Genomic DNA, 23,268 nt, shown 5'->3' on the forward strand with positions numbered 1-23,268 from the left:
GCCGTGGTCAATCGCTCCAGTGTAGTCGTTGCTACCCCTCGTCGACCAACGTGAGCACGGCCTGCACCGTTTGCTCAAAGGTCAGATCGGACGAGTCAAGGGTGATCACCCCATCGGAGGCACGCGTGAAGTTGGAGACGGTGGAATCTTTGGCATCGCGTTCGATGACCTGACGCTGGAGCGCCGCGGCATCCGCTTCCCCCAACTGAATCCCCCGCCGACGCAGTCGCGCCTCTTCGGAGGCCGTGAGCAAAATCCGCGTCTTCGCGTCTGGGGCCACCACCGTCGTGATGTCCCGGCCCTCGGCAACGATGCGCGGCTGCGCCGCGATGAGTGCGCGTTGACGTCGTACCATCTCCTCGCGCACGTCGAGATTGGTGGCAACGGCCGAAACGGCCTCGGAGACGAACGGTAACCGGATCGTCTCCGTGACATCCGTCCCGTGGATCCTCACCCGCTCGAGGCTCGGATCAGTACTGATCTCCAACTCGGCCGCGCGCACTGCCTGGGCGACGGCGTCGGCATCGTCGAGATCCGTTCCCGCATCAAGGCAGTGCCACGTGACGGCGCGGTACATGGCACCGGTATCGAGGTAGGCGGCACCGAGCCGTCGCGCCGCTTCCTTGGCTACCGAGGACTTGCCGGAGCCCGACGGGCCATCAATCGCCACCACCAGGGCTGCATCCGTTACGGTCACTGAACTACCTTCCACTCACGTTCGGTCAAGAATTCCATCAACTCGGCGCTTCGGCCCGGCAACACGGAAATCTCCACCATGCCGACGTCATGCCCCGACGAATGCTCCATCCGCAGATCCTCGATATTCACACCTGCCGAGCCGACTGCGGTGAGCAATTCCGCGATCTGCCCCGGACGGTCATCGACGATCACCGTGACGACGGAGAAAGCCTGCGGCGGAGCACCGTGTTTGCCCGGAATGCGCGCGTGGCCCGCATTGCCCTCGCTCATCAGTTCAGCAAGGTCCAACAGAGCCCCCTCGGCGTGCGGGTCCTCCAGCGTGCCGATGAGCCGGTTCAGGTCCTCCCGCAATCCGTACAAGATCTTGACCAGTTCGCCGGAATTGTGGCTCAGGATCTGGATCCACAGCTTGGGGTCACTCGCGGCGATGCGCGTGGTGTCCCGCAGTCCGTTGCCGGCGAGCGCGAGGGCATGCCCGGGCGCGTTCATCAGGCGCGATGCGAGCAGGGACGACGCCACTTGCGGGAAGTGAGAGACGAGGGCGACGGCGGCGTCGTGTTCTTCGGCGCTCAAGCGCACAATCGTGGCCCCGAGGTCGATGCCCACATCCGTGGCGGCGCGCACCGCGCGCGCGGAGGACGTCGCGTGGGCGCACACGACCCATGGCATGGCGGTGAAGAGTTCGCCCCGTGCTGCCGCTGGCCCGGACTTCTCGCGTCCTGCCATGGGATGGGCGCCCACGTACCGGCTCAGCTGCTGCTCCGACAATTCACCACGATCACACCGAAGACGCAATTGACGCAGGATGCTGCCCTTCACGGAAGCAATGTCGAGCACAATGGCGTCGTCGTAGTGCGTCAGTGCGTCAGCGACGACGTCGGCGGTGACATCCGGTGGGGCGGCGACGACGACGAGGCGAGGAACCGTTTCTTCCCCCTGCTGCAGCACAGTGCCGGCGCCAATGTCCTGCGCCACGCGGGCGGCCGTCGGCGAGGGGTCTGACAACCACACCTCGACGCCGAGCCGGCTCAACCCCAAGCCGAGGCTCGCGCCGAGCAAGCCCGTGCCGATCACCAACACCGGCCCCGTCACATGGTGAGCTGCGGACACGCTTGTTCCCTTCTTGGCGAGGGCCGGTCTGCCGGCCGTATCGATGATCAGTGGTCTGGGTGCTTACATCTCCACGGAGGCAAGCAGATGGCCAACCTCCTGCGGGCCGAGCGCGCGGACCACGCCCTGCTTCTGGTCGCCCAGCCGCAACGGGCCCATCTCGAGCCGGACCAAGCGCTTGACGGGGAAGCCCACGGCGTCGAACATGCGCCGCACAACGCGATTACGTCCCGAGTGCAGGACGACCTCGATGAGCACCTTGCCCGGCGTGGAATCAACCAGCTTGAACGAGTCGACGTTGGCCACCCCGTCCTCGAGCTCGACTCCACGCTTGAGCTGTGCGCCCACGCCTTGGGGCAACGGGCCGTTGACCTGAACCAAGTACTTCTTCGGGACCTCGTACGAAGGGTGCGTAAGCCGGTTCGCCAGCTCGCCGTCGTTCGTCAGGATCAGCAGGCCCTCCGTGTTGACGTCCAGGCGACCGACGTGGAAAAGACGCACGTTCTTGTCCTTGACGTAGTCGCTGATGCACCGACGCCCCTCAGGGTCCTCCATCGTCGAGACCACGCCGCGCGGCTTATTGAACACGAAGTACTTGAGCGTCTCGTTGAGCTGAATCCGCATGCCGTCGACGTGAACGGCATCGCGAGCAGGATCAATCCGAACGCCCAGCTCGGTCACGACCTCGCCGTTGACCTCAACCCGTCCCTCGGCAATTAACTCCTCGCTGACGCGACGGGAAGCGACGCCCGCGTTAGCCATCACCTTCTGCAGGCGAATCCCGTCCTCGGTGCTCGGAACGGGCTTGGGCCCGGGCCGGCGCGCCGGCTTGTTCGGCTTCTTGACCGCGCCGAGCTGCCGTCCGAACCGCTCCTTGGCGAAGGCCTTCGTCTTCTGTTGGCCGCGCGCGGCCGGCTTAGCCGACTTGCTGGCCGATGAGGACTTGCCCTGGCCCCCGGCCTTCGGCTTCCCGGAGCCCTGCTGGCGGGGTTTTCCGGCGTTCGGGGCCGAGGACGACTTTTTCTTGCCGCGGCCGGAGCCGCCTTGCGGTGACTGCATGTTGGTGTTCCTCACGTTGATTCTCGGCCTCGGCCCACGCATCTAGAGGTCTGCGTCGAGGGCGTCGAGTTCGTCAATCCCCGGCAGGTGCGGCGAGAGCTGCGGCAGCTCGGAGATACTGTCTAATCCCAATCTTTCCAGAAAGTACGACGTCGTCTGGTACAGCACGGCTTGGGACTCGGGATCCGTACCGGCTTCCTCCACCAAGGACCGGGCAGCCAAGGTACGCATGACTGAGTCTACGTTGACCCCGCGGATAGCCGCGATCTTGCCGCGAGAGACGGGCTGTCGGTAGGCCACAACAGCGAGCGTTTCGAGGGCGGCCTGGGTCAGGCGCGCCGTCTGACCGTCCATGACGAACTGGGAGACATAGTCACCAAGATCACGCCGCGAATAGAAGCGCCATCCCCCGCCCACCTCGCGCAACTCGTATCCGCGCCCGGTCAGAGAGGCGGCTATTTCAGCCAGCGCATCCGCTACCTCCGGCGCGCTCACACCAAAGACTCGGGCGAAGCGGTCCACCGTCACCGGTTCATCGGTCACCATCAACACGGCTTCGATCCCCGCTCGCAGTCCCCCGGGCATGGCATCGATGTCAGCACCTGCGGTGAGCCGTGCCTCGCTCATGTCGCCTCCTCTTCGAACGCGCCGGGCCCGCCGCGGGGGGTCGCCGCGGGCACGGCCGGGACGTCGTCGTACTCCTCCCGGAGATGTCCTGCGTCCCAGTCCCGGTCACCGATCCACTCGACCACAAGATCCCCCAGCGGATCGGCCTGATCAAACGTCACCGCACGGTCGCGAAACATCTCCAACAGCGCAAGAAACCGGGCGACCACTTCGAGCCGATGGGCAGCGTCCTGAGTCAGCTGAGCAAAACTCAGCCGGGGCTGCCCTTGGAGGCGCTCGGCGATGATGGCCGCCTGCTCCCGGACACTGACAGCGGGCGCATGCAGGTGTTCGAGTCCGACTTCTGTCGCCGGTACCGGCTTGGGAGCTAGGGCGCGCTCGGCGAGCGCGGCAAAGTCGGCCGGCGTCGTCTTCCACAACAACTCCGGCAGCAGCTGCGCAAACTGCGGTTCGAGGCTCACCTGGCGAGCGAATCGACCGGACTCGGCCTCGAAGCGTTGGTTCAATTCTCGGGCGACCGCTTTAAAGGCCTTGTACTGCAGCAGCCGGGCGAAGAGGAGATCGCGGGCTTCCAACAGCGCAATGTCCTCTTCACTTTCCACCTCGCCTGACGGCACGAGCCGCGCTGCCTTGAGGTCCAATAGCGTGGCTGCGACTACGAGGAATTGCGTCGTCTCGTCGAGTGCCCGGTGACTGACGCGGGTGCGCAGTTCCTTGAGGTACGCGATGAACTCATCGGTGACCGCCGCGAGGGCGATTTCCGTGATGTCCAGTTGACGCTTGCCGATGAGATTCAGCAGGACCTCGAAGGGGCCGCTGAAGTGCTCGAGCGTGACGGCGAAGCCGGGCGCGTTCGGCTCCGGCGCCGGCTCGTCGTGGCCAGCCGCCTCCGTCGCGACAACGGTCTCAGTGGTCACGGATCTTACGGAGCGCCACCGCGGGCGATGAGCTCCTTGGCCAGCGTCCGGTAGGCCTCCGCACCGGCGTGATTGGCCGCGTAGGACGTAATAGGTTCCGCCGCGACATTCGCATCGGCAAATTTGATGGTCCGCTTAATGACCGTCTCAAAGACCTTGTCGCCGAACGCCTCAAGCAAGCGTCCCACCACCTCGCGGCTATGCAGCGTCCGCGCGTCATACATCGTCGCCAAGACGCCGTCGATGGTCAGGTTCGGGTTGAGCCGGTCCTGAACCTTCTCGATCGTCTCCACGAGCAGAGCGACGGCGCGCAAGGCAAAGAATTCGGCTGTCAGCGGGATGATGACGCCGTGCGCAGCGGTCAGCGCGTTGACCGTCAGCAGGCCCAGCGACGGCTGGCAATCGATCAGGATGACGTCATAGTCGTCGGCCACCTTGCGGAGCGCCATCGCCAACACCTGCTCGCGTGCCACCTCATTGACCAGCTGCACCTCAGCAGCCGAGAGATCGATGTTTGCCGGTAGCAGGTCGATTCCCTCAATGCCGGTGTCCAACAGGGCGTCCGAAACGTCCGTATGGCGATCCATCAACACGTTGTAGACGGTCACGTCCAAGTCGTGCGGCTGGATCCCAAAGCCCGCGGACAGTGCTCCTTGCGGGTCAAAGTCAACCAACAGCACCCGACGCCCGAACTCGGCCAGCGAGGCAGCGAGGTTGATCGTGGACGTCGTCTTCCCGACTCCGCCCTTCTGATTGACCATGGCGATGATCCGTGCCGGCCCATGTTCCGCCAGTGGTTGCGGCTCCGGGAACTCGGTGAGGGGTCGCCCCGTCGGCCCCAGCGCAGGCGGCTCCTTCAGCAGGCCGGCGGTGCGGGTACGGGTGCCCTTGACCTCACTCACGGTTCTAACCACTCATTTCGTCGATGGGTATGCGGTCGTGCTTCAAGGCTAACCCCGGCACGACGGCGATTGTTGCCACGCGCCGCCCGGCGAGCCTTGACCTTAAAGTACAAGTGGAGGGTTGCAGCGATCGCCAGAACGACCCCTGCAACCCTCGCCTCAGAAGTGCGCCGCGTTAGTGCGCCGCCGCTTCTACCTGCGCCTCGTCGAACGGACGCTCTCCAGCGAGCACGGCCCGGTTTTGTTCGAGGTCTAGTTCTCCCGTCCACTTGCCGATCAGCAGCGTCGCGACCGCGTTGCCGGTGAAGTTGGTCAGCGCTCTAGCTTCAGACATGAACTTATCGATCCCCACGATTACTCCCATGCCATCCAAAAGTTCCGGACGGTGCGCTTGGAGGCCAGCGGCCAGGGTGGCGAGACCTGCGCCCGTGACTCCCGCCGCACCCTTAGAAGCAATGATCATGAAGACCAACAGGCCGATCTGTTCGCCGAGGCTCATCGGCATCCCCATCGCCGTCGAGACGAACAGCGCCGCCATCGTGAGGTAAATCGCCGTGCCATCGAGATTGAAGGAGTAGCCCGTCGGCACCGTAATACCAACCACCGGCTTGGAGACGCCAGCGTGTTCCATCTTGGCAATCAGTCGCGGCAAGGCGGATTCCGAGGAGGAGGTGGAGAAGATCAGCAGGTACTCACGGGCCAGATACTTCAGCAACGCAAAAATGTTGACTCCGGTCACGGCCTTCAGCAGCGATCCGAGAACCACCACAATGAAGACGGCGCAGGTGATGTAGAAGCTCGCCATCAGGATGAACATGGATCCGATCGCGGCCCACCCCGTGGCTCCCACGACGGCGGCGATCGCTCCGAAAGCGCCAATGGGGGCGACCCACATGATCATCATCATGAGGCGGAAAACCACGGCCTGAACGTTCTTGACGGCGTTCAGCACGGGTTCGCCGGCCGACCCCATCGACTGCAAAGCGAAGCCCACCAAGAGAGCCAAGACCAACGTGGGCAGGACCGGAATGGCACCGGGAATCATGCCCAGCAAAAAGTCGACGGTGTGCGAGTTTTCCCCAGCGGTGGCCGAATCATAAGGCTCCAGCTGCAGCCCCTCACCGGGATGAATGAGGTTGCCCACGAGCAGACCCAATCCGAGGGCAAAAGTGGACATGATCAAGAAGTACGCCAACGCGAGCCCGCCGACGCGCCCGACCGTGGCCGCCCGAGCAATTGACCCGACGCCGAGAACGATGGTGCAGAAAATCACCGGGGCAATGATCATCTTGATCAGGGCGATGAAGGCCGTCGCCAACGGCTTGAGCGCCTGTCCGACCTCTGGGGCGACAAGGCCAACAATCGCGCCCAGGACGACGGCGGCGATCACCATAATGTACAGCCAGTGCGTGCGGTCCTTCTTCGCAGGTGGTCCGCTCGGCGGCGTCGTTGAGCCGGCGAGATCCGTTGCGGTCGCCATGGGTGAACTCCTTAGAATGCAGTGTTTGCGTGCAACGTGTGATGCACGTTGCGTCATCACCCATCGTGAACCCGCGTGTGACCTACCCCACGATTGAGTTCATACTGTTCACATCCCACCATCAGGAGGTCGACCGCGCGTGAGTCTGGCGTCCCGGCTGTTCGTGTGGCAGCTCATCTTGATCACGGCCCTGACGGCCGCCCTCGGCGTGGTGAATTTTCGCCACACGGGCCAGCAAATCCGCGACGATGCGGGCGCCCGTGTGCTGAGCGTCGCCGCCACGTTAGCGCACGACCCCTTCGTCGCAGCGGGCCTCGAGACCGCAAACCCCACCACCGCATTTCAGCCCTTCGCCGAGGAAGTCATGACCGAGGCGAACGTCGACTTCGTGACGATCATGCGCCCCGATGGCACGCGCCTCACTCATCCGGACGAGCAAGAAATCGGTGACACGTATTTGGGCTCCCGCGAGCAAGCCCTCGCCGGCGAGGTGCACGTTGAGCAGTACACGGGCACGCTCGGCCCCTCAGTACGCGCGATCGCTCCCGTCTTTGACGGCGAGGGCACCGTGATTGGGATGGTCGCTGTGGGGGTCACGCTCCAGACAATTCAGGTGGCCCTAGCCTCGGATATCCCCGCCATCCTGGTCGTCGCAGCGGTCGCCCTCACGCTCGGCGCGATCGGCTCCTACGCGGTCAGTCGCTATCTCCGCCGCGCCACCTTGGGGCTCGGCCCCGAAGGCCTTCGTCGTCGTTTTGTCTATGCCAACTCGGCCCTGCACTCGCTGCGCGAGGGCCTCCTCCTCACAGATGCGCGCGGTCAGCTTGTGCTCTACAACGATCGGGCGGCGGAACTGCTCGACCTTCCGCCGCTCGACCTCACCTCCGGTCCGCGGCAGACTGCGCCAGAACACGCCACCGCTGACGCGCTGCCCAGCACCATTCGTGACCTCCTCGACAGCGGACGACGGGCCCACGACGAGGTGCACGTTGACGGCGAGCGCATCCTCATTCTGACGCAGCAACCGGCCGAGGGCGGCGGCGCCGTCGCCACCGTCCAAGACCACACCGAATGGCAATCGCTGGCCGGCGAACTGGAGACCATGCGAACACTCACGACGGCCCTGCGCGCTCAGACGCACGAACACGCCAATCGTCTCCATGCCGTCGGTGCTCTGATCGAACTCGGCCGCTACGACGAGGCGCTGAGTTTCGCCGTCGAGGATCGCCACACAGCACAGGCCCTAACGGACGACGTCGTTCAGCGCCTCGACGAGCCGTACTTGTCCTCCCTCCTGGTCGGCAAGGCAGCCGAAGCCCACGAGCGCGGCCTGACGCTGACGCTCTCCGCTTCGGGGACACTGCCGCACGGCGCCATCGAAGCACGTGACTTGGTGACCATCACCGGCAATTTGCTCGACAACGCCTTCGATGCGGCCGCCGCCGGCGACCGGGACGTGTGGGCCGACTTCGCCGCCACGCCGACGGACCTGACCATCTCCGTCGCTGACTCTGGCGAGGGGATCGACCCCGACTTGATCGACGCGTTCCTGCGCTTCGGCGTCTCCTCCAAGCCGGGCGAGCCCCGCGGACTGGGATTAGCCTTGGTCCGTCAAACGGTGCGCCGTCTGGGCGGTACGCTCGAGATTGAGAACGACGGCGGAGCCATCTTTACCGTGAGCTTGCCCTTGGCGTCTCACGCCGAAGAGCACGCGCAGCCTGCGCCGTGTTCATCGGACGAGTCTGGGGAGGTGACATCGTGACGGCACTGCCTCGATCATCAGCGCAAGGGACGGTCCGCGACGAGCACTGGAACGTGCTCATCGTCGACGATGAACCCATCACCGCCGCGGCGCACGCCGACTTCGCCGAACGAATTTCTGGCTTTCGAGCACTCGCTCGCGTCGGCACGGGCCAAGAAGCCCTTCGTTACCTCGAGCGATGCCATGCTGCGGGCACCACCGTCGACCTCGTGTTGCTCGATATGAATCTACCTGACCTGCATGGGCTTGACGTCGCCCGCAGAATGCGCGGTCGTGGCTACACGATGGACATCATTGCCATCACTGCGGTTCGGGACCTCGCGCTCGTACGAGCGGCCGTCTCTGCCGGCATCACGCAATACCTCATTAAGCCGTTTACCTTCGCGGCGTTCCGCACCAAACTGGAGAGCTTTCGGGAATTCCAGAGCACGCTGGGCGAGGGCACGGCCGCCAACCAAGATTCGATCGACGACGCCTTCGCCGCGCTCCGGCCTGCCACTTCGGCTCCCCTGCCCAAGGGCTTGATTCCGGAAACGCTGCGGCATGTCAGCGCACACCTCGAAAACTCGGTGCGCGCCCAATCCGCAACCGAGGTGGCCGCCGCGTTGTCCATGTCTCGAGTGACCGCGCGGCGCTACCTCGAGCACCTTGCGGTAGCAGACCGCGCAGCGCGGCAACCCCGCCACGGCAGTCGTGGCCGTCCCGAATACGAGTACCGGTGGCTCGAATAATGTATACACACTCCGCATCTAGAGCAGCAATTCTGGACTTCTAGACCGCGCAGGCGCCTCCATGTATACACTGACGTCATGAGAGCCAGTGACCGCGCGTACACCGCGCTCCGCGATGACATCCTGTCGTGGCGCTTACCGCCGGGCTCTCCTCTGGCGGAAGTAGAACAGTCCCGCCGCCTCGGCGTCTCGCGGACACCGCTCCGGGAAGCGCTGGCGCGGCTGGCGGCCGATGGTCTGGCGCGTCAGCTCGGCGGGCGCGGAACGGTGGTTTCCGACGTGACGTTGGAGCATCTGGACGACTTGTTCGAGCTGCGCCTCGCGTTGGAGACGGCGGCCGCCGCTGCCGCCGCACGCGCCGCCGCGCGCGCACCCGACCTCTCCGTGCGCTTCGATCACTTGGCCCAACGGCTCGTCCGGGCCAGCGCAACAACCCGCGGACCGTCAGCGCAGAGCACTTACGACGTGGCGGAAGAACTAGAAACCGCCATCGACGACGCGGCGGCCAACCCCTATCTCGCCCGGGCCCTCGCGCAATTGCGCGGACACTTGGTGCGGCTGCGTCGGTTAGCGGCCGACGACCCCGCCCGGCTGCGGTCGGCCGCGAGTGAGCACGCCGCCGTCGCACGGTCCATCGCCGCAGGCGATCCGGACCTGGCCGCCGCCGCCACCCGCCTGCACCTAGCCCAAGCACAGCGCAGTATTACCGACCACGCGGCCGAGCGGCTGCAATCCATCGAAAGGACCCCGGTTTGATCACGCACGACGTTCACGTCCATCCTTCAACCGATCAGCTAGCCCGCGAGGATCAGCTAGCCCACAAGATCGCACGCGTCGCCGTCGACCCCGTGCCGCTCGACGCTGACGTGGTGGACATGATCATCAACCGCATCATCGACAACGCCGCCGTCGCGGTCGCATCCTTGAATCGCGCTCCGATCGTGGCTGCGCGCGCCCAAGCGTTGGCCCACGCACCGTCCTCGGGCGGAACGGGCGCCGGCGTCTTCGGCGTCGCCGACCGCGTCTCCCCCGAGTGGGCCGCCTGGGCCAACGGCGTCGCCGTGCGTGAGCTGGACTACCACGACACGTTCCTCGCCGCGGAGTACTCCCATCCGGGGGACAACATTCCGCCGCTGCTCGCCGTCGCTCAACACACTGGCGCCTCGGGAGCAGACCTGCTGCGCGGAATCGCCACCGGGTATGAAATTCACGTCGACCTCGTCAAGGCCATCTGCCTGCATCGCCACAAGATCGACCACGTCGCCCACCTCGGCCCCTCCGCGGCCGCCGGGCTGGGAACCTTGCTGGGGCTCGACGTAGAGACGATCTTCCAAGCCGTCGGCCAAGCGCTGCATACGACGACGGCGACGCGCCAGTCCCGCAAGGGTGAGATCTCCACGTGGAAAGCTCACGCGCCCGCCTTCGCCGGCAAAATGGCCGTCGAGGCCGTCGACCGGGCCCTGCGCGGGCAGACGTCGCCGGTTCCGATTTACGAAGGCGAAGATGGGGTCATCGCCTGGATGCTGGATGGGCCCGAAGCCCACTATCACGTGCCCCTCCCTGAGGCCGGGGAAGCCAAGCGCGCCATCTTGGACACGTATACCAAAGAACACTCCGCCGAGTATCAGGCCCAAGCCTGGATCGATTTGGCCCGCAAGATCCACCGCGAACATCCCCAGGCCACCGACGCCGCGAACGTGGACAGCGTCCGGATCAAAACCAGCCATCACACGCACTACGTGATTGGCTCCGGTGCCAACGATCCGCAGAAGTACAGCCCCACGGCCAGCCGCGAAACACTCGACCACTCCATCCCCTACATCTTCACGGTTGCCCTGCAAGACGGCCTGTGGCACCACGAAGACTCCTATGCGCCCGAGCGTGCTGCCCGGCCGGACACGGTGAAGCTCTGGCACCGAGTCACCACCGAGGAGGACCCGGAGTGGACGCGGCGCTACCACTCGCTGGATATCGCGGAAAAGGCCTTCGGCGGGTCCGTGGACATCACGCTGACCGATGGCACCGTCATTCACGACGAGATCGCCGTCGCCGACGCCCACCCGCTGGGCGCCCGCCCCTTCGCGCGCGAGCAGTACATCGCCAAATTCCGCACCCTTGCAGAACCCGTGCTGGATCCCGCCGAGATGGACCGATTCCTGACGGCGGTCCAACGGGTCGATGAACTCGGCGCGGGCGAACTGGACCAACTCAACATCACGGCACCGGCAGGTGCCATCGACCTGAACGCGGCCCCGAAGGGACTGTTCTAATGCTGTACTCGACCGTCTCCCCCGAGGACAAGCGACTCCAGCTCCGCGCGGCCCTGACCCCGGGCGCAGCCCGTCAATTCCCGGGCGCCTTCAACCCGCTCTCAGCACGGCTCATCGAAGAGAAGGGGTACGACGGCGTCTACATCTCCGGCGCCGTCCTCGCCAATGATCTCGGCCTACCCGACATCGGCCTGACGACGCTCAGCGAGGTGGCCACGCGGGCCGGTCAGATCGCTCGGATGAGCAACCTGCCCGCCCTGGTCGATGCCGACACAGGATTCGGCGAACCGATGAACGTGGCTCGCACGGTCCAAGAACTCGAGCACGCCGGATTGGCTGGGTGCCACATCGAAGATCAGGTCAATCCGAAGCGCTGCGGACACCTCGACGGCAAGCTCGTCGTGGACCTCGCCACGATGCAACGGCGCATCGCGGCCGCGGCCACGGCGCGGCGGGATCCTCACTTCCTGCTTATGGCGCGTACAGACATCCGGGGCGTCGAGGGGCTGTCCTCCGCCGTGGACCGCGCCCGTGCCCTCGTTGATGCCGGAGCAGATGCCATCTTCCCCGAGGCGATGGCAACGTTGCGGGAATTTGAAGCCATATGTTCTGCCGTGGACGTGCCCGTACTCGCCAACATGACCGAATTCGGCAAATCAGAGCTCTTCACGCGCCAACAGTTGGCGGAGGTGGGCATCGCCGTCGTGATTTACCCCGTCACGTTGCTCCGCACCGCCATGGGTGCTGCCGAGCGGGTTTTGGAGGAGATTCGCTCCGAAGGAACCCAAGCGGGCGCGGTTAATTCCATGATGACCCGTGCGCGACTCTACGAACTCGTGGATTATGAGACGTACAACACGTTCGACGAGAGCGTCTTCAATTTCACCGTCCCAGGAGGTTCAGCATGAGCACGACCGACGACATCAAGAAGGGCCTCGCCGGGGTCATCGCCGACTCGACGGCGATCTCCAAAGTCAATCCGGAGACCAACTCCTTGCTCTACCGCGGATATCCAGTCCAAGATCTGGCGGCGAACCTCTCTTTCGAGGCCGTGGCCATGTTGCTGTGGACGGGTGAATTGCCAACAGATGATGAACTGGGCGCTTTTACCGAGTACGAACGCTCGCACCGGCAGCTAGATCCAGCCGTCAAAAACGCCATCGATCTCCTGCCGGAGACGTGCCACCCCATGGACACGGCCCGGACCGCCGTCTCCGTCATGGGCGCCCGGCACCCGCAGGCTGGAGATTCTGATCCGGACACAGAGCTCGCCAAAGCTCAGGAACTCTTTGCCCGTTTCCCAGCCATTGTTGCCTATGACCAGCGCCGTCGTCGTGGGCTGGAACCGGTGGAACCACGCGGTGATTTGACCTACGCCGAGAACTTTCTGTGGATGGTGTTCGGGGACGAGGAGCATCTCGCCCCGCCTGTAGTTGAGGCCTTCGAAGTCTCCATGGTGCTCTACGCCGAACACTCGTTCAACGCGTCGACCTTCACTGCGCGAGTCATTACCTCGACGTTGGCTGACCTCCACTCGGCGGTCACGGGCGCCATTGGCGCGCTCAAGGGCCCCCTCCACGGTGGTGCAAACGAGGCAGTGATGTACACGTTTGATGAGATTGGGGTAGACCGCAATGAATCGCGCGAGCAAGCGGCAGCTCGTGCCAAGGCCTGGATGGAAGACGCGCTCGCGGCAAAGAAGAAGGTCATGGGCTTCGGTCACCGGGTGTACAAGAACGGCGATTCACGGGTTCCCACTATGAAGGGCGCACTCGATGCGATGGTTGAGCACTATGAGCGCCCTGAATTGTTGGGCCTCTACGACGGGCTCGAGGCAGCTATGGATGAGGCGAAGTCCATCAAACCAAACCTGGACTACCCCGCTGGGCCGACGTACCACCTCATGGGATTCGATACGCAGATGTTCACGCCACTGTTCATCGCCTCGCGAATCACGGGCTGGACGGCCCACATCATGGAACAGCGCGCGAATAACTCGTTGATTCGCCCGCTCGCAGCGTACAACGGTGCGGATCAACGGGCACTGTAATTGCCGCACGCTTCCGTCGGGATGGCCAGCCACCGTGCTGGCCATCCCGCGTTAGTGGGCCCGCGGGTGCGCGGCGGCGTAGATTTCCCGCAGCGTGTCTGCTGTGACCATCGTATAGACCTGGGTTGTCGTGACGGAGGAGTGTCCCAAGAGTTCCTGAACGACTCGCACATCAGCGCCTCCCTCAATGAGATGAGTCGCAAACGAGTGTCGCAGGGTATGGGGTGAGACTTCCGCGCGGATCTCTGCCCGCTCTGCCGCACGCTTCAAGATGGACCATGCCGACTGCCGAGAGAGCCGGCCGCCGCGCTGGTTCAAGAAGAGCGCTGCTGTGCCCTTGCCCTTGCTCACCAGCACTGGCCGGCCTCGGACCAGGTACGCCTGCAGCGCGGCCGTTGCATAGGACCCGACGGGAACCACGCGCTCTTTCTGCCCTTTGCCGAGCAGCCGCACAACGGCGGGCCCGCCATCGCTCTCCGCGGCGTCCTGGTTGACCGCCTGATGGAGGTCATCCACGTCGAGGCCGACAGCCTCGCTGATGCGCGCGCCGGTTGAGTACAGGAATTCGAGCAGAGCCCGGTCCCGCAGACCGGCCTCAGTATCGACGGGTACGGCCTCGAGAATCGATTGAACGTCGGCGATCGCGAGGGCCTTGGGCAACCGGGTACCGGTCGCTGGCGGCCGCACGTCGGATGCCGTGTTGTCCACGGTGAAGCGCTCGAGTGCCCAGAACTTGTGCAACCCCCGCACGGCCACCACGCACCGGGCCGCCGAACGCGCCGTCAAGGCAGCTCCCCCGTCCGCGCCGTCGCGTAGCCCTTGCGCGAATTCCGAGACCTGTTGAGGCGTGACGTGGGCCGCGTCGCTGACCCCGTTGAGCTCGAGAAAGCGCGTATAGCGCTCGATGTCCCGACGGTAGGCAGACAAGGTGTTGGCAGCCACGCCGCGTTCAATGGTCAGGTGTTGAAAGTAGGCGGTGACCTGCTGAGTCAGCGGTGTGCGGGCCTCGCTCATGGACGTCGACGCGGATGTTCGGGCCACGCCGCGTCGGCTGGACGGAGCGTGGCAAACCCATTCTGCCGCGCGGCATGAGCGGCTAGCACCCCGGCGACAGCGGAGGGGTTGTGCAGCTGACCGGAGAGTACCAACGCCACCGCTTCGTCCAGTGGAACCCAAGCGGTTTCCATGTCGGCTTCCTCGTGCACGCGCTGATGCCGTTCGTGCTCAGGAATGACCGTCAGGCCGCGGGCCAAGAAGAGACGCTGCGCCTCGGAAGAATACCCAGGCGTGTTGAAAAAGTCAGCTAAGACGTGCCACGACTGCGCGCGCAAATCTGCTTCCTCAGCCAGTTCGCGTTGGGCCGCGTCGAGGGGGTCCTCCCCTTCGACGTCGAGCAATCCCGCCGGGATCTCCCACAGCCGCATGCCCACGGGGTGGCGATACTGGCGCTGCAGCAAAACACGGTGTTGCTCGTCGAGGACCACCACGCTCACCGCACCCATGTGGTCGATGAAGTCCCGGGTGAGGGGCTCCTCGTTGTGCGGGAACTCGAAGGACTCCGTCACGACGTCCCAGATCCGGCCGGAATATACCCGCTCGGATGACAATGGCGCGCACGGATCAATGACGTCCCACACCTGAGGTTCCTCAGCTGGGAGACCAGAGTCACCGTGCGCGCCGTGGGTCACGGCTACTGCGCCGCCTGCTGCAGCTTGATGGCCGCCTTCACCAGATTCGCAAAGAGCGGGTGGGGGCGGGTCGGGCGTGAACTCAGCTCCGGGTGGGCCTGCGTGGATACGTAGTACGGATGAACGTCCCGCGGCAGCTCCACGAACTCGACGAGTTTGCCATCCGGGCTCGTGCCGGAGAAGACGAGGCCTTCGGACTCCAGCTGCTCTCGGTAGGCGTTGTTGACCTCGTAACGGTGGCGGTGGCGTTCGGCAACCTGCGTCGTGCCGTAGGCCTCAGCGACGACGGATCCTTCGGCCAGCGCCGCGTCGTAGAGGCCGAGGCGCATGGTCCCACCCAAATCGCCCTTGCCATCGACGATCTCCAGCTGTTCGGCCATCGTCGCAATCACGGGGTACTCGGTCTCCGGCTCGAACTCCGTCGACGATGCCCCTTCGAGGCCGGCGACATTGCGGGCGAATTCGATGACCATCGACTGCAGGCCCAGGCACAGTCCCAAGGTGGGCAAGCCGTTCTCGCGTGCGAAACGCAGCGCGCCGAGCTTACCCTCGAGCCCGCGAATGCCGAAGCCACCGGGGACGCAGATCGCGTCGACTCCGGCGAGAGCCGCGCGAGCGCCCTCCTCGGTCTGGCAGTCGTCGGAGGGCACCCACCGGACTTTGACCTTCGCGCCGTTGGCGAATCCGCCGGCACGCAGGGCTTCCGTGACGGAAAGGTAGGCGTCCGGCAGGTCGATGTACTTGCCCACCAGAGCGATCTCGACGTGGTGCCGAGGATTGTGGACGGCGTCCAGCAGCTGATTCCACTGGGACCAATCGACGTCCTTAAATTTCAGCCCCAGAGATTGCACGATGTACGCGTCGAGGCCCTGCTCATGGATGATGACCGGGATGTCATAGATGCTCGGCGCATCGGCACAGTTGATGACCGCCTCGGGATCCACGTCGCAGGTACGCGCCAGCTTTTCCCGCATTTCTGCTGGGATCTCGCGATCCGAGCGGATGACCAGACCCTCCGGCTGAATGCCGATGGAGCGCAGCGCGGCCACGGAATGTTGGGTCGGCTTGGTCTTGAGCTCGTGGGACGGGCCGATGTAGGGAACCAGAGAAACGTGCACGAAGAAGGCATTGGAACGACCAATATCCTGGCGAACCTGACGGGCAGCCTCCAGGAACGGCTGGGACTCGATATCACCCACGGTGCCACCGATCTCGGTGATGATGACGTCCGGGGCGTTCTCGCCTTCCGACGGCAGCCGCATGCGGCGTTTGATCTCATCGGTGATGTGAGGAATCACCTGGACGGTATCCCCGAGGTAGTCGCCGCGGCGTTCCTTCTCGATGACCGTCGAGTAGACCTGTCCGGTGGTGACGTTCGCCATCCCGGAGAGATTCTCGTCGAGGAACCGCTCGTAATGTCCGATGTCCAAATCGGTCTCGGCGCCATCGTCGGTGACGAAAACCTCACCGTGCTGGAACGGATTCATTGTGCCCGGATCCACGTTCAGATACGGATCGAGCTTCTGCATGGTGACCGATAGGCCACGGGCTCGGAGGAGATGACCGAGGCTGGACGCCGTCAGGCCCTTCCCCAGCGAGGACGCCACACCGCCGGTGACGAAGATCTGCTTGGTAGTTTCGGACCGGGACTCACGGGAAAAAATTCGCTGCACCACGGGATTCGAGCCTATCACCTAATCGTTGATTCGGATATCGACCAGGCGGGTGCACAGGCCGTTGTCACGCCGTTCACGCCCATGCGGAGACCGCCTGCTGCGCGTTGTGCAAGAGTTCCTCGGCATGAGCTTGCGCCGTGTCTGATTCCTCTTGACCGGCCAGCATCCTCGCCAGTTCGCGCACGCGTTCGGCGTCCTCGAGGGCGACGACGTCGCTTGCGGTCACCCCGCCGGTGGCTTCCGCGGCTGCCCCAGCGTTCTTAATCACACGAATGTGCCGGTCGGCGAACGCCGCGACCTGAGGCAAGTGTGTGACCACGATGACTTGAACGTGGCGCGCCAGCATCGCGAGGCGTTTGCCAATTTCGACGGCGGCCTTGCCGCCGACGCCCGCATCCACTTCGTCAAAGACGAAGGTCGGGACCGGATCGACTTCGGCCAGGACTACTTCGATGGCCAGCATGACTCGAGAGAGTTCACCGCCGGAAGCTCCCTTACCCAAGGGCCGTGGCGCGCTGCCGGTGTGCGGTTGGAGCAACATTCGGATCTCGTTGCTCCCGTGCGGCCCGAAGTCCTCGAGGTCCGTCACTTCGGTCACGAAACGAGCGTCCGGCATCGCCAGGGCCGCCAGTTCCCCGGTGACTCGACGGTCAAGTTCAGCGGCGGCATCCTGGCGGCATTCACTCAGGCGCTCGGCCAGGCCATGGAGCCGATCCCGGAGCTCTTGCTCCTCAGCTTCCAGTGCCTCGAGTCGGCCGGAGTCATCCTGCAACTCGTCGAGTCGTTTCCGGGCCTCATCAGCCCAGACCAGCACGTCATCAATGGTGGGCGCGTACTTGCGGATCAGCCTGCCAAGATCTGCACGACGCGCCTCAAGAGCCGCGAGTTCCTCCGGCCCCTCAGAATCCAAGGACGTTTCATAGCTGGAAATCTCGGTGGCGACGTCGTTGATGATGTAACCCAATTCTTCGAGCCGGCGGCTCAGGGTCACGAGTTCGGCATCGTCGTCTTGGACCGACTGAAGCTGCTGTTTGGCTTCCTCAATGAGGGCACTCGCGCCTCGCTCTTCGGCATAATCACTGCCTGTGAGGGCTGCATGAGCGGTGGCCGCCGCGGTGCGCAACGCTTCCACGTTGGCCAGCTTCGCGGCGCTCGCCTTCAACGTTTCATCCTCACCAGACTGTGGATCGACGGCATCGATCTCCTCGAGGGCCAGCTGGAGGCTTTCCGCCTCACGGAGCCGCTCCCGAGAGGCCGCCAGCAGCTCGGCGCGTTCAGACTGAACTTGTCGATACCGCCCGTAGGTTTCGGCATACTCATCGCGGGCGAGCCGGGCGGGCTCTCCCGCAAAATTATCCAGGGCTCCCCGCTGTGCAGATGCAGAGGTCAAGCGGAGCTGGTCACTTTGCCCATGAACGGCGACGAGGTCGTGGCCGAGTTCGGCCAGCAGGCCCACCGGAGCTGAACGCCCACCCACAGCGGCTCGGCTGCGCCCAGCGGCGGAGAGAAAACGAGCGATGATCAGCTCCGCCACGTCGTCGTCTTCCTCCACTAACGCGCCCGCCTCCTCAGCACGTTGGATGACGACGCTCTGCGCGGGCAATCGCAGGCTCGCTTCGGCGACCGCCTGCTTCGCCCCGTGCCGCACGGCGCCGGCATCCGCGCGATTGCCCAAGAGCATTCCGAGGGCTGTCACCACCATCGTCTTGCCAGCGCCCGTCTCGCCCGTCACCACCGTGAATCCGGGCCCCAACGGGAGCGTCGCCTCGGAGATGACTCCAAGGTCATTGATGCGAATTTCCTCAATCAAGGATGCCCCTCCGTTTCTGGTCGCGGAGCCAAGTTGCGGGGCTCGACGACCTCAATACCACTGGCAACGATGGGAAGCGCGCTGGTGGTCGGGCCCTGTTCCGGATGTTCAACGGGACCACGCCAGCCGTTGGTCGGCAACTCAAACTTCTTCACGAGCCGCTCGCTAAACGGTGTCTGATTCACGCGTGCCAATTTCACCGGCACCGTTGACCGTGTGACCTCTACGCGCGATCCGGGCAGGAGCGTGATCGTCCGCCGGCCATCACACCACAGCACACCATGGGCGTCAGTCCGGGAGAGCACCTCGACGGCGAGGGTCGAACTCGGTGCCGCCACCAGTGGACGCACGAAGAGCGCATGCGCGCTGATGGGGGCCATGATCAGCGCCTCGACCTCCGGCCACACCACCGGGCCTCCGGCCGAGAACGCGTACGCGGTGGACCCCGTTGGGGTGGCCATGACGATGCCATCGCACCCGAACGTGCTGATCGGTCGAGCGTCGACTTCTGCGACGACCTCGAGCATGCGCTCTCGATCTGCCTTTTCAACGGCGGCCTCATTGAGGGCCCACGTCGTCGCCACGTGGCGATTCCCGTGCCACACGACGACGTCGAGTGCCATGCGCTCTTCGACCGTGTACTTCCGATCAACGACGCACTGAACGGTCTCGCGCAAATCACTGCGCTCGCTCTCGGCCAAGAAGCCGACATGACCCAAGTTCACGCCGAGCAGTGGCACGTTGGAACCGCGCACCAGTTCTGCCGAGCGGAGGACGGTGCCGTCCCCACCCAACACCATGGCAACATCAAGGTCAGCTAGCTCCGCGTCAGTGCCCAAGATCTGCACTTCGGGCACCAACGCCGGCATGGCCTCCTGAAGGTTGGCGAACTCTTCCTCCCGCATCACGGGGACAAGCCCAGCGTCGCGCAGGCTCACACAGGTGTCGAAGGCAGCACGCAACGCATCGGATCGCCCGGTATGGGCGAGGACTAAGATCCTTCGCATGCCTACCTTCCCTTGCACTGGCGAGCGCCGTCGGAGGGAGCCGACGAGCTCACTCAAGAATAGTCAACAGAGTCCAACAGCGAGGCGCTAGCCTCTGCTTGTGGATATCCGTCCCCAGGACGCGTCAACCACAGGAAAAACTCTACGTTGCCATCTTGGCCGGGCAGGGGGCTTCGCGCCAATCCGCGACACTCGAGACCGGACGCGCGCGCCGCGTCGAGCACGCCCTCGACGGCGTCGCGGCGCTGAGTAGACGACGTCACCACACCAGTGCGGCCAATCGCCTCTCGTCCCACCTCAAATTGAGGTTTCACCATGAGCACTAGGTGACCGTCCGGCCGGGTCGCCTGGGCCAGCGGCCCGAGGACCAGCCGGAGGGAGATGAAGGAGAGGTCCGCGACCACGAGGTCGACCGGTCCCCCCAGGCCTGCCATCTCCAAATACCGGACGTTGAGCCCCTCGTGGACGTCCACGCGCGGATCCTCGCGGAGCTGCGGCACGAGCTGATCATGTCCCACATCGACCGCGACGACCCGCGCCGCACCTCGACGCAGCAGCACGTCGGTGAAGCCACCGGTGGAGGCTCCGGCGTCAAGGCAGCGTAATCCCGAAGGATCTATGCCGGAAAATACCTGCAGTGCACCGACGAGCTTGTGCCCAGCACGGCTGACATAGTCCTCCTCCGCGCTCGCCTGCACGGTAATGCGGTCGGTTGCGCTCACCGGTGTTGAGGCTTTCCGCGCCGGCCGGCCGGCAACGCGCACCTGGTCCTCAGCAATTAGCCGGGCGGCGTGCGTTCGAGAACGAGCCAGGCCTCGGCTCACGAGTGCTTGATCGAGTCGCGCCGAGCCGCGCGCCTCAGTCATCGGTACTCGGTGATGCCGGCTCGTCGTCCAGCGCACGCCGCAAGTGCTCATGCACGGCGTCCAATTCGTCGGGGTGCTCGGGCAGCGGACGGTCCTCTAACCCGCCCAATCGCTCCATCGCAGCGTTGATGTGCGGGTGGGCGGCAGCGTCAGGCGCTCCGCGCGGCTCTTCTGATTCAGTGCCAGATGATGCGCCGTCGATGCCCATGGCTCCTCCTTCGATGTCCGGCTCAGGCGGACCACGTGATGACCGGCGTGGCCTGCTCAGGGTGAATACTCCACCACAACGCGCAACCCGCCCGCCACGCGTCGATGCTATCTGTAGACAGCACGACGCCGTCGTCACTAGCCTGCGCCGTCGCGTCGCCGCAGCGCGCCACCCCACCGACCACGTCGGGAAGTCGAACCTCTGCCTCGGCTTCAAATAGCTCGCTCAGATGAGTCAGGAGGTACGTCGGTCGCTGCTCTGGCACCGCCGCTATGACGGACTCCAAGGTATCAATTCCGGTGGCGACGAACGCCGTGGTGAACCCCGCCCGATTCCCGCCCAGAATATCCGTGTCGAGCCGGTCGCCGACGACCACGGGAGCCCTCGCATCTAGCGTGCGGGCCGCATGCTGAAAAAGGTAGGGCTCGGGCTTACCGGCCACGTGTGGGACCGTGCCAGTCGCCAGCGCCACCGCGTGCACCAGCGAACCGTTGCCGGGAGCGATGCCTTCCGCACGGGGAATCGTCAGGTCCGTATTGGTCGCCACCCAGATGGCCCCAGCGGCCACGGCATACGATGCCTCGGCCAACTCTGCCCAGCCAAGATCGGGGTGAAACCCCTGAATCACACCGTGCGGCTCCTCCGTATGTGAAGCAACCGCCACATAGCCCGCTCGCTGAACGCACTCGCGGAGGTACCCGCTGCCGACCACCAGCACGCGGCTGCCAGGCTCAAGATGATCGGCCAGAAGGCTGACACCGGCATCCGCCGAGCCAAAGACGGAGTCGTCCTCTGCCGGAGCGCCGAGGCTACGCAAGTGCTCCGCCACCGCCTCGGGAGAACGGGACGCGTTATTGGTGATGTACCCCAGCCGTATCCCGTGATTTACCGCGCGCTGCAGCTGCTCCGGGGCACCAGCAATCGGCTCAGCACCCGCGTAGACCACTCCGTCGAGGTCCGACAGGAGCGCGTCGTGCTTGGTCAGCAACACCTTTAGCGGTCCTCAGCTGCCCGCTCGGCCGTTTCCTCTGCGGGCTCCGTTGGCGCGGCGTGAGCATCGTCGGTTGAATCGACGACCTGCAGACCGTCCTCAGCGTCGATACCCTGCTCGGCCGCAGGAGCGGCGTCTGATGGTCCAGCGGGGGCTGGCACCACGTCTTTCGCGCGCGGCTTACGTTCTTGGGGCTCATCGTCGCCGAAGTCAACGATGTCCGGTTCCGCAAAGGCCCCGACGCCCAGCGCCTCTTCTGCGACCGCAACACGGTCACGCCACTGCTGCGCCTCGTCGCTGCGCCCGAGGTCCTCAAGGGCTTCGGCATAGACGGCAAACAGCCGCGGACTGAAGGAGTAGGCCCGATTACGGTCAAGCTGTGGGATCTCGAGGGCCTGGAGGGCCGCTTCGAAGTGACCGAGATCAGCATGGGCACCCGAGACAACGATGGCCAGTTCCACGCGCACTGGGGTATCGAGTTCGGCCGCCTCCTCAGCTGCCGCGAGTTCAAGCGCCTTCTCGGGCCGTCCGAGGCCGCGTTCGCTATCAACCATCATGGGCAAATGTACGTTGGATCCGCTGATCCGCCGGTAGGTACGGAATTCCCGCAGGGCATCGGCAAAATGGCCAGCGGCATAGGCGGTCAGGCCAACGGCCTCGCGCACGACGGCGATGCGGCCACCACGACGGCTTGCCGCCAACGCATGCTGATAGGCCAGCTCGGGGTCGACGTCAATCAACCGACCGGCCATCACCAAATGCTTAGACACCCATGTGCCGTTGGGGTCCTGCAGGTACCGCAGTTCAGCGCGAGCTGCGCGATCCAGTTCCTTGCCAGTCACGTCGTCGTCGATGTCGGGCGAGCGCTGACGGTCCGGTCGATTAGAGCTGCGCAGATCACCGCGGTTCAGGTTCGGCGCGCCGTCCTGATCGCGTCGCTGACCCGTCGGGCGTGCGGAGCGCTGCGCATCTCGACCAGTGCGCGGCTGACGATCGTCGAATTTCTTCTGGCCGTACGGCTTCTTCTCGCCATGACGCTTGCCGCCACGTGGCCCACCGTCCTTGGACCAGTCGTTATTGCCATCACGGCCAGATCTCCGGCGATCACCGTCGGTGCGTCCCCCCGCCGCGCTGCCACCTCGATCGCGGCGGGGACCGCCACGTGCCTTGTCACCGCCGAAGGAAGGGCGTCCGCTGTCGCCATGTCGGCGAGCATTGTTGTGTCGATCCTTGCCGGAGTCTCGGCGTTCTTCAGCCACGTGGGCGGTCCTCTCTGCGGGCTACTCCCCTATGTCCTGGCATTCAATGCGCCAGTCATGTGTTGTACAGCGTCCGTCAATTCTAAACGAGAACGCCGGGATCCGACGTCTCGGAAGCGACGAACGCGACTGTTCGTCTACTCACCTTGGACCCAG

At 64.7% G+C, this 23,268-nt stretch carries 22 protein-coding genes; 6 read left to right on the forward strand and 16 right to left on the reverse strand.

The window, feature by feature from the left end; genetic code table 11:
- Window positions 1-31: 31 nt before the first annotated feature.
- The 7 genes from cmk to IW252_RS02470 all read right to left on the reverse strand — a co-directional run bounded on the left by cmk (window position 32) and on the right by IW252_RS02470 (window position 6,794).
- The gene (cmk, locus tag IW252_RS02440; protein WP_331271404.1) at window positions 32-697 is read right to left on the reverse strand and encodes a (d)CMP kinase; all 666 of its coding nucleotides are present in this window, start codon (window positions 695-697) and stop codon (window positions 32-34) included.
- Window positions 694-1,809 (reverse strand): prephenate dehydrogenase, encoded by a 1,116-nt coding sequence (locus IW252_RS02445; RefSeq protein WP_331271405.1) that lies wholly within the window; start codon window positions 1,807-1,809, stop codon window positions 694-696. Before IW252_RS02445 ends, cmk begins: the two co-directional genes overlap by 4 nt.
- 63 nt (window positions 1,810-1,872) lie before the next feature.
- Window positions 1,873-2,868 (reverse strand): pseudouridine synthase, encoded by a 996-nt coding sequence (locus IW252_RS02450; protein ID WP_231365877.1) that lies wholly within the window; start codon window positions 2,866-2,868, stop codon window positions 1,873-1,875.
- A gap of 42 nt (window positions 2,869-2,910) precedes the next feature.
- Window positions 2,911-3,495 carry an SMC-Scp complex subunit ScpB gene (scpB, locus tag IW252_RS02455; RefSeq protein ID WP_196835118.1) on the reverse strand — a complete coding sequence of 195 codons (585 nt, stop codon included), beginning with the start codon at window positions 3,493-3,495 and terminating at the stop codon, window positions 2,911-2,913.
- Window positions 3,492-4,412, reverse strand: a complete 921-nt coding sequence (locus tag IW252_RS02460; protein WP_196835119.1) for a segregation and condensation protein A — start codon at window positions 4,410-4,412, stop codon at window positions 3,492-3,494. The genes scpB and IW252_RS02460 overlap by 4 nt, the downstream gene beginning before the upstream one ends.
- A 5-nt stretch (window positions 4,413-4,417) precedes the next feature.
- Complete coding sequence (locus IW252_RS02465) at window positions 4,418-5,314, reverse strand: ParA family protein (protein WP_196835120.1); 897 nt, start codon at window positions 5,312-5,314, stop codon at window positions 4,418-4,420.
- 175 nt (window positions 5,315-5,489) lie between these two features.
- Window positions 5,490-6,794 (reverse strand): cation:dicarboxylate symporter family transporter, encoded by a 1,305-nt coding sequence (locus IW252_RS02470; RefSeq protein ID WP_196835121.1) that lies wholly within the window; start codon window positions 6,792-6,794, stop codon window positions 5,490-5,492.
- A 139-nt stretch (window positions 6,795-6,933) separates the two neighbouring features.
- Between IW252_RS02470 and IW252_RS02475 the strand changes: the two genes are divergently transcribed.
- The 6 genes from IW252_RS02475 to IW252_RS02500 all read left to right on the forward strand — a co-directional run bounded on the left by IW252_RS02475 (window position 6,934) and on the right by IW252_RS02500 (window position 13,607).
- Complete coding sequence (locus tag IW252_RS02475; RefSeq protein WP_331271406.1) at window positions 6,934-8,556, forward strand: sensor histidine kinase; 1,623 nt, start codon at window positions 6,934-6,936, stop codon at window positions 8,554-8,556.
- Window positions 8,553-9,287, forward strand: coding sequence for a response regulator (locus IW252_RS02480; RefSeq protein WP_331271407.1), 735 nt, complete (start codon window positions 8,553-8,555; stop codon window positions 9,285-9,287). Before IW252_RS02475 ends, IW252_RS02480 begins: the two co-directional genes overlap by 4 nt.
- Before the next feature lie 78 nt (window positions 9,288-9,365).
- Window positions 9,366-10,043, forward strand: a complete 678-nt coding sequence (locus tag IW252_RS02485; RefSeq protein ID WP_196835122.1) for a GntR family transcriptional regulator — start codon at window positions 9,366-9,368, stop codon at window positions 10,041-10,043.
- Entirely contained in the window at window positions 10,040-11,557 is a 1,518-nt protein-coding gene (locus IW252_RS02490; protein WP_196835123.1) for an MmgE/PrpD family protein, read from the forward strand. Before IW252_RS02485 ends, IW252_RS02490 begins: the two co-directional genes overlap by 4 nt.
- Window positions 11,557-12,465: a methylisocitrate lyase gene (gene prpB, locus IW252_RS02495; RefSeq protein WP_196835124.1), complete on the forward strand. Its 909-nt coding sequence runs from the start codon at window positions 11,557-11,559 to the stop codon at window positions 12,463-12,465. The genes IW252_RS02490 and prpB overlap by 1 nt, the downstream gene beginning before the upstream one ends.
- Window positions 12,462-13,607, forward strand: a complete 1,146-nt coding sequence (locus tag IW252_RS02500; RefSeq protein ID WP_196835125.1) for a bifunctional 2-methylcitrate synthase/citrate synthase — start codon at window positions 12,462-12,464, stop codon at window positions 13,605-13,607. The genes prpB and IW252_RS02500 overlap by 4 nt, the downstream gene beginning before the upstream one ends.
- Window positions 13,608-13,658: 51 nt before the next feature.
- Here IW252_RS02500 and xerD read toward each other — a convergent pair whose 3' ends face one another.
- The 9 genes from xerD to IW252_RS02545 are packed head-to-tail and all read right to left on the reverse strand — an operon-like array spanning window position 13,659 to window position 23,112.
- The gene (gene xerD, locus IW252_RS02505) at window positions 13,659-14,621 is read right to left on the reverse strand and encodes a site-specific tyrosine recombinase XerD (protein WP_196835126.1); all 963 of its coding nucleotides are present in this window, start codon (window positions 14,619-14,621) and stop codon (window positions 13,659-13,661) included.
- The gene (locus tag IW252_RS02510; RefSeq protein WP_331271408.1) at window positions 14,618-15,244 is read right to left on the reverse strand and encodes an NUDIX hydrolase; all 627 of its coding nucleotides are present in this window, start codon (window positions 15,242-15,244) and stop codon (window positions 14,618-14,620) included. The genes xerD and IW252_RS02510 overlap by 4 nt, the downstream gene beginning before the upstream one ends.
- Window positions 15,245-15,297: 53 nt before the next feature.
- Window positions 15,298-16,989 (reverse strand): CTP synthase, encoded by a 1,692-nt coding sequence (locus IW252_RS02515; RefSeq protein WP_196835127.1) that lies wholly within the window; start codon window positions 16,987-16,989, stop codon window positions 15,298-15,300.
- Between the two features lie 55 nt (window positions 16,990-17,044).
- Window positions 17,045-18,781 carry a DNA repair protein RecN gene (gene recN, locus IW252_RS02520; RefSeq protein WP_196835128.1) on the reverse strand — a complete coding sequence of 579 codons (1,737 nt, stop codon included), beginning with the start codon at window positions 18,779-18,781 and terminating at the stop codon, window positions 17,045-17,047.
- The gene (locus IW252_RS02525; protein WP_196835129.1) at window positions 18,778-19,788 is read right to left on the reverse strand and encodes an NAD kinase; all 1,011 of its coding nucleotides are present in this window, start codon (window positions 19,786-19,788) and stop codon (window positions 18,778-18,780) included. Before IW252_RS02525 ends, recN begins: the two co-directional genes overlap by 4 nt.
- Before the next feature lie 53 nt (window positions 19,789-19,841).
- Complete coding sequence (locus IW252_RS02530) at window positions 19,842-20,654, reverse strand: TlyA family RNA methyltransferase (RefSeq protein ID WP_196835130.1); 813 nt, start codon at window positions 20,652-20,654, stop codon at window positions 19,842-19,844.
- A complete protein-coding gene (locus tag IW252_RS02535; RefSeq protein WP_196835131.1) occupies window positions 20,647-20,862 on the reverse strand; it encodes a hypothetical protein in 216 nt (71 codons plus the stop codon). Before IW252_RS02535 ends, IW252_RS02530 begins: the two co-directional genes overlap by 8 nt.
- A 22-nt stretch (window positions 20,863-20,884) precedes the next feature.
- Window positions 20,885-21,853: an HAD-IIA family hydrolase gene (locus IW252_RS02540; RefSeq protein WP_196835132.1), complete on the reverse strand. Its 969-nt coding sequence runs from the start codon at window positions 21,851-21,853 to the stop codon at window positions 20,885-20,887.
- Window positions 21,854-21,855: 2 nt separating this feature from the next.
- Complete coding sequence (locus tag IW252_RS02545; RefSeq protein WP_196835133.1) at window positions 21,856-23,112, reverse strand: hypothetical protein; 1,257 nt, start codon at window positions 23,110-23,112, stop codon at window positions 21,856-21,858.
- Between the last annotated feature and the right edge of the window lie 156 nt (window positions 23,113-23,268).

Source organism: Zhihengliuella flava, from assembly GCF_015751895.1.
Taxonomy (GTDB): domain Bacteria; phylum Actinomycetota; class Actinomycetes; order Actinomycetales; family Micrococcaceae; genus Zhihengliuella; species Zhihengliuella flava.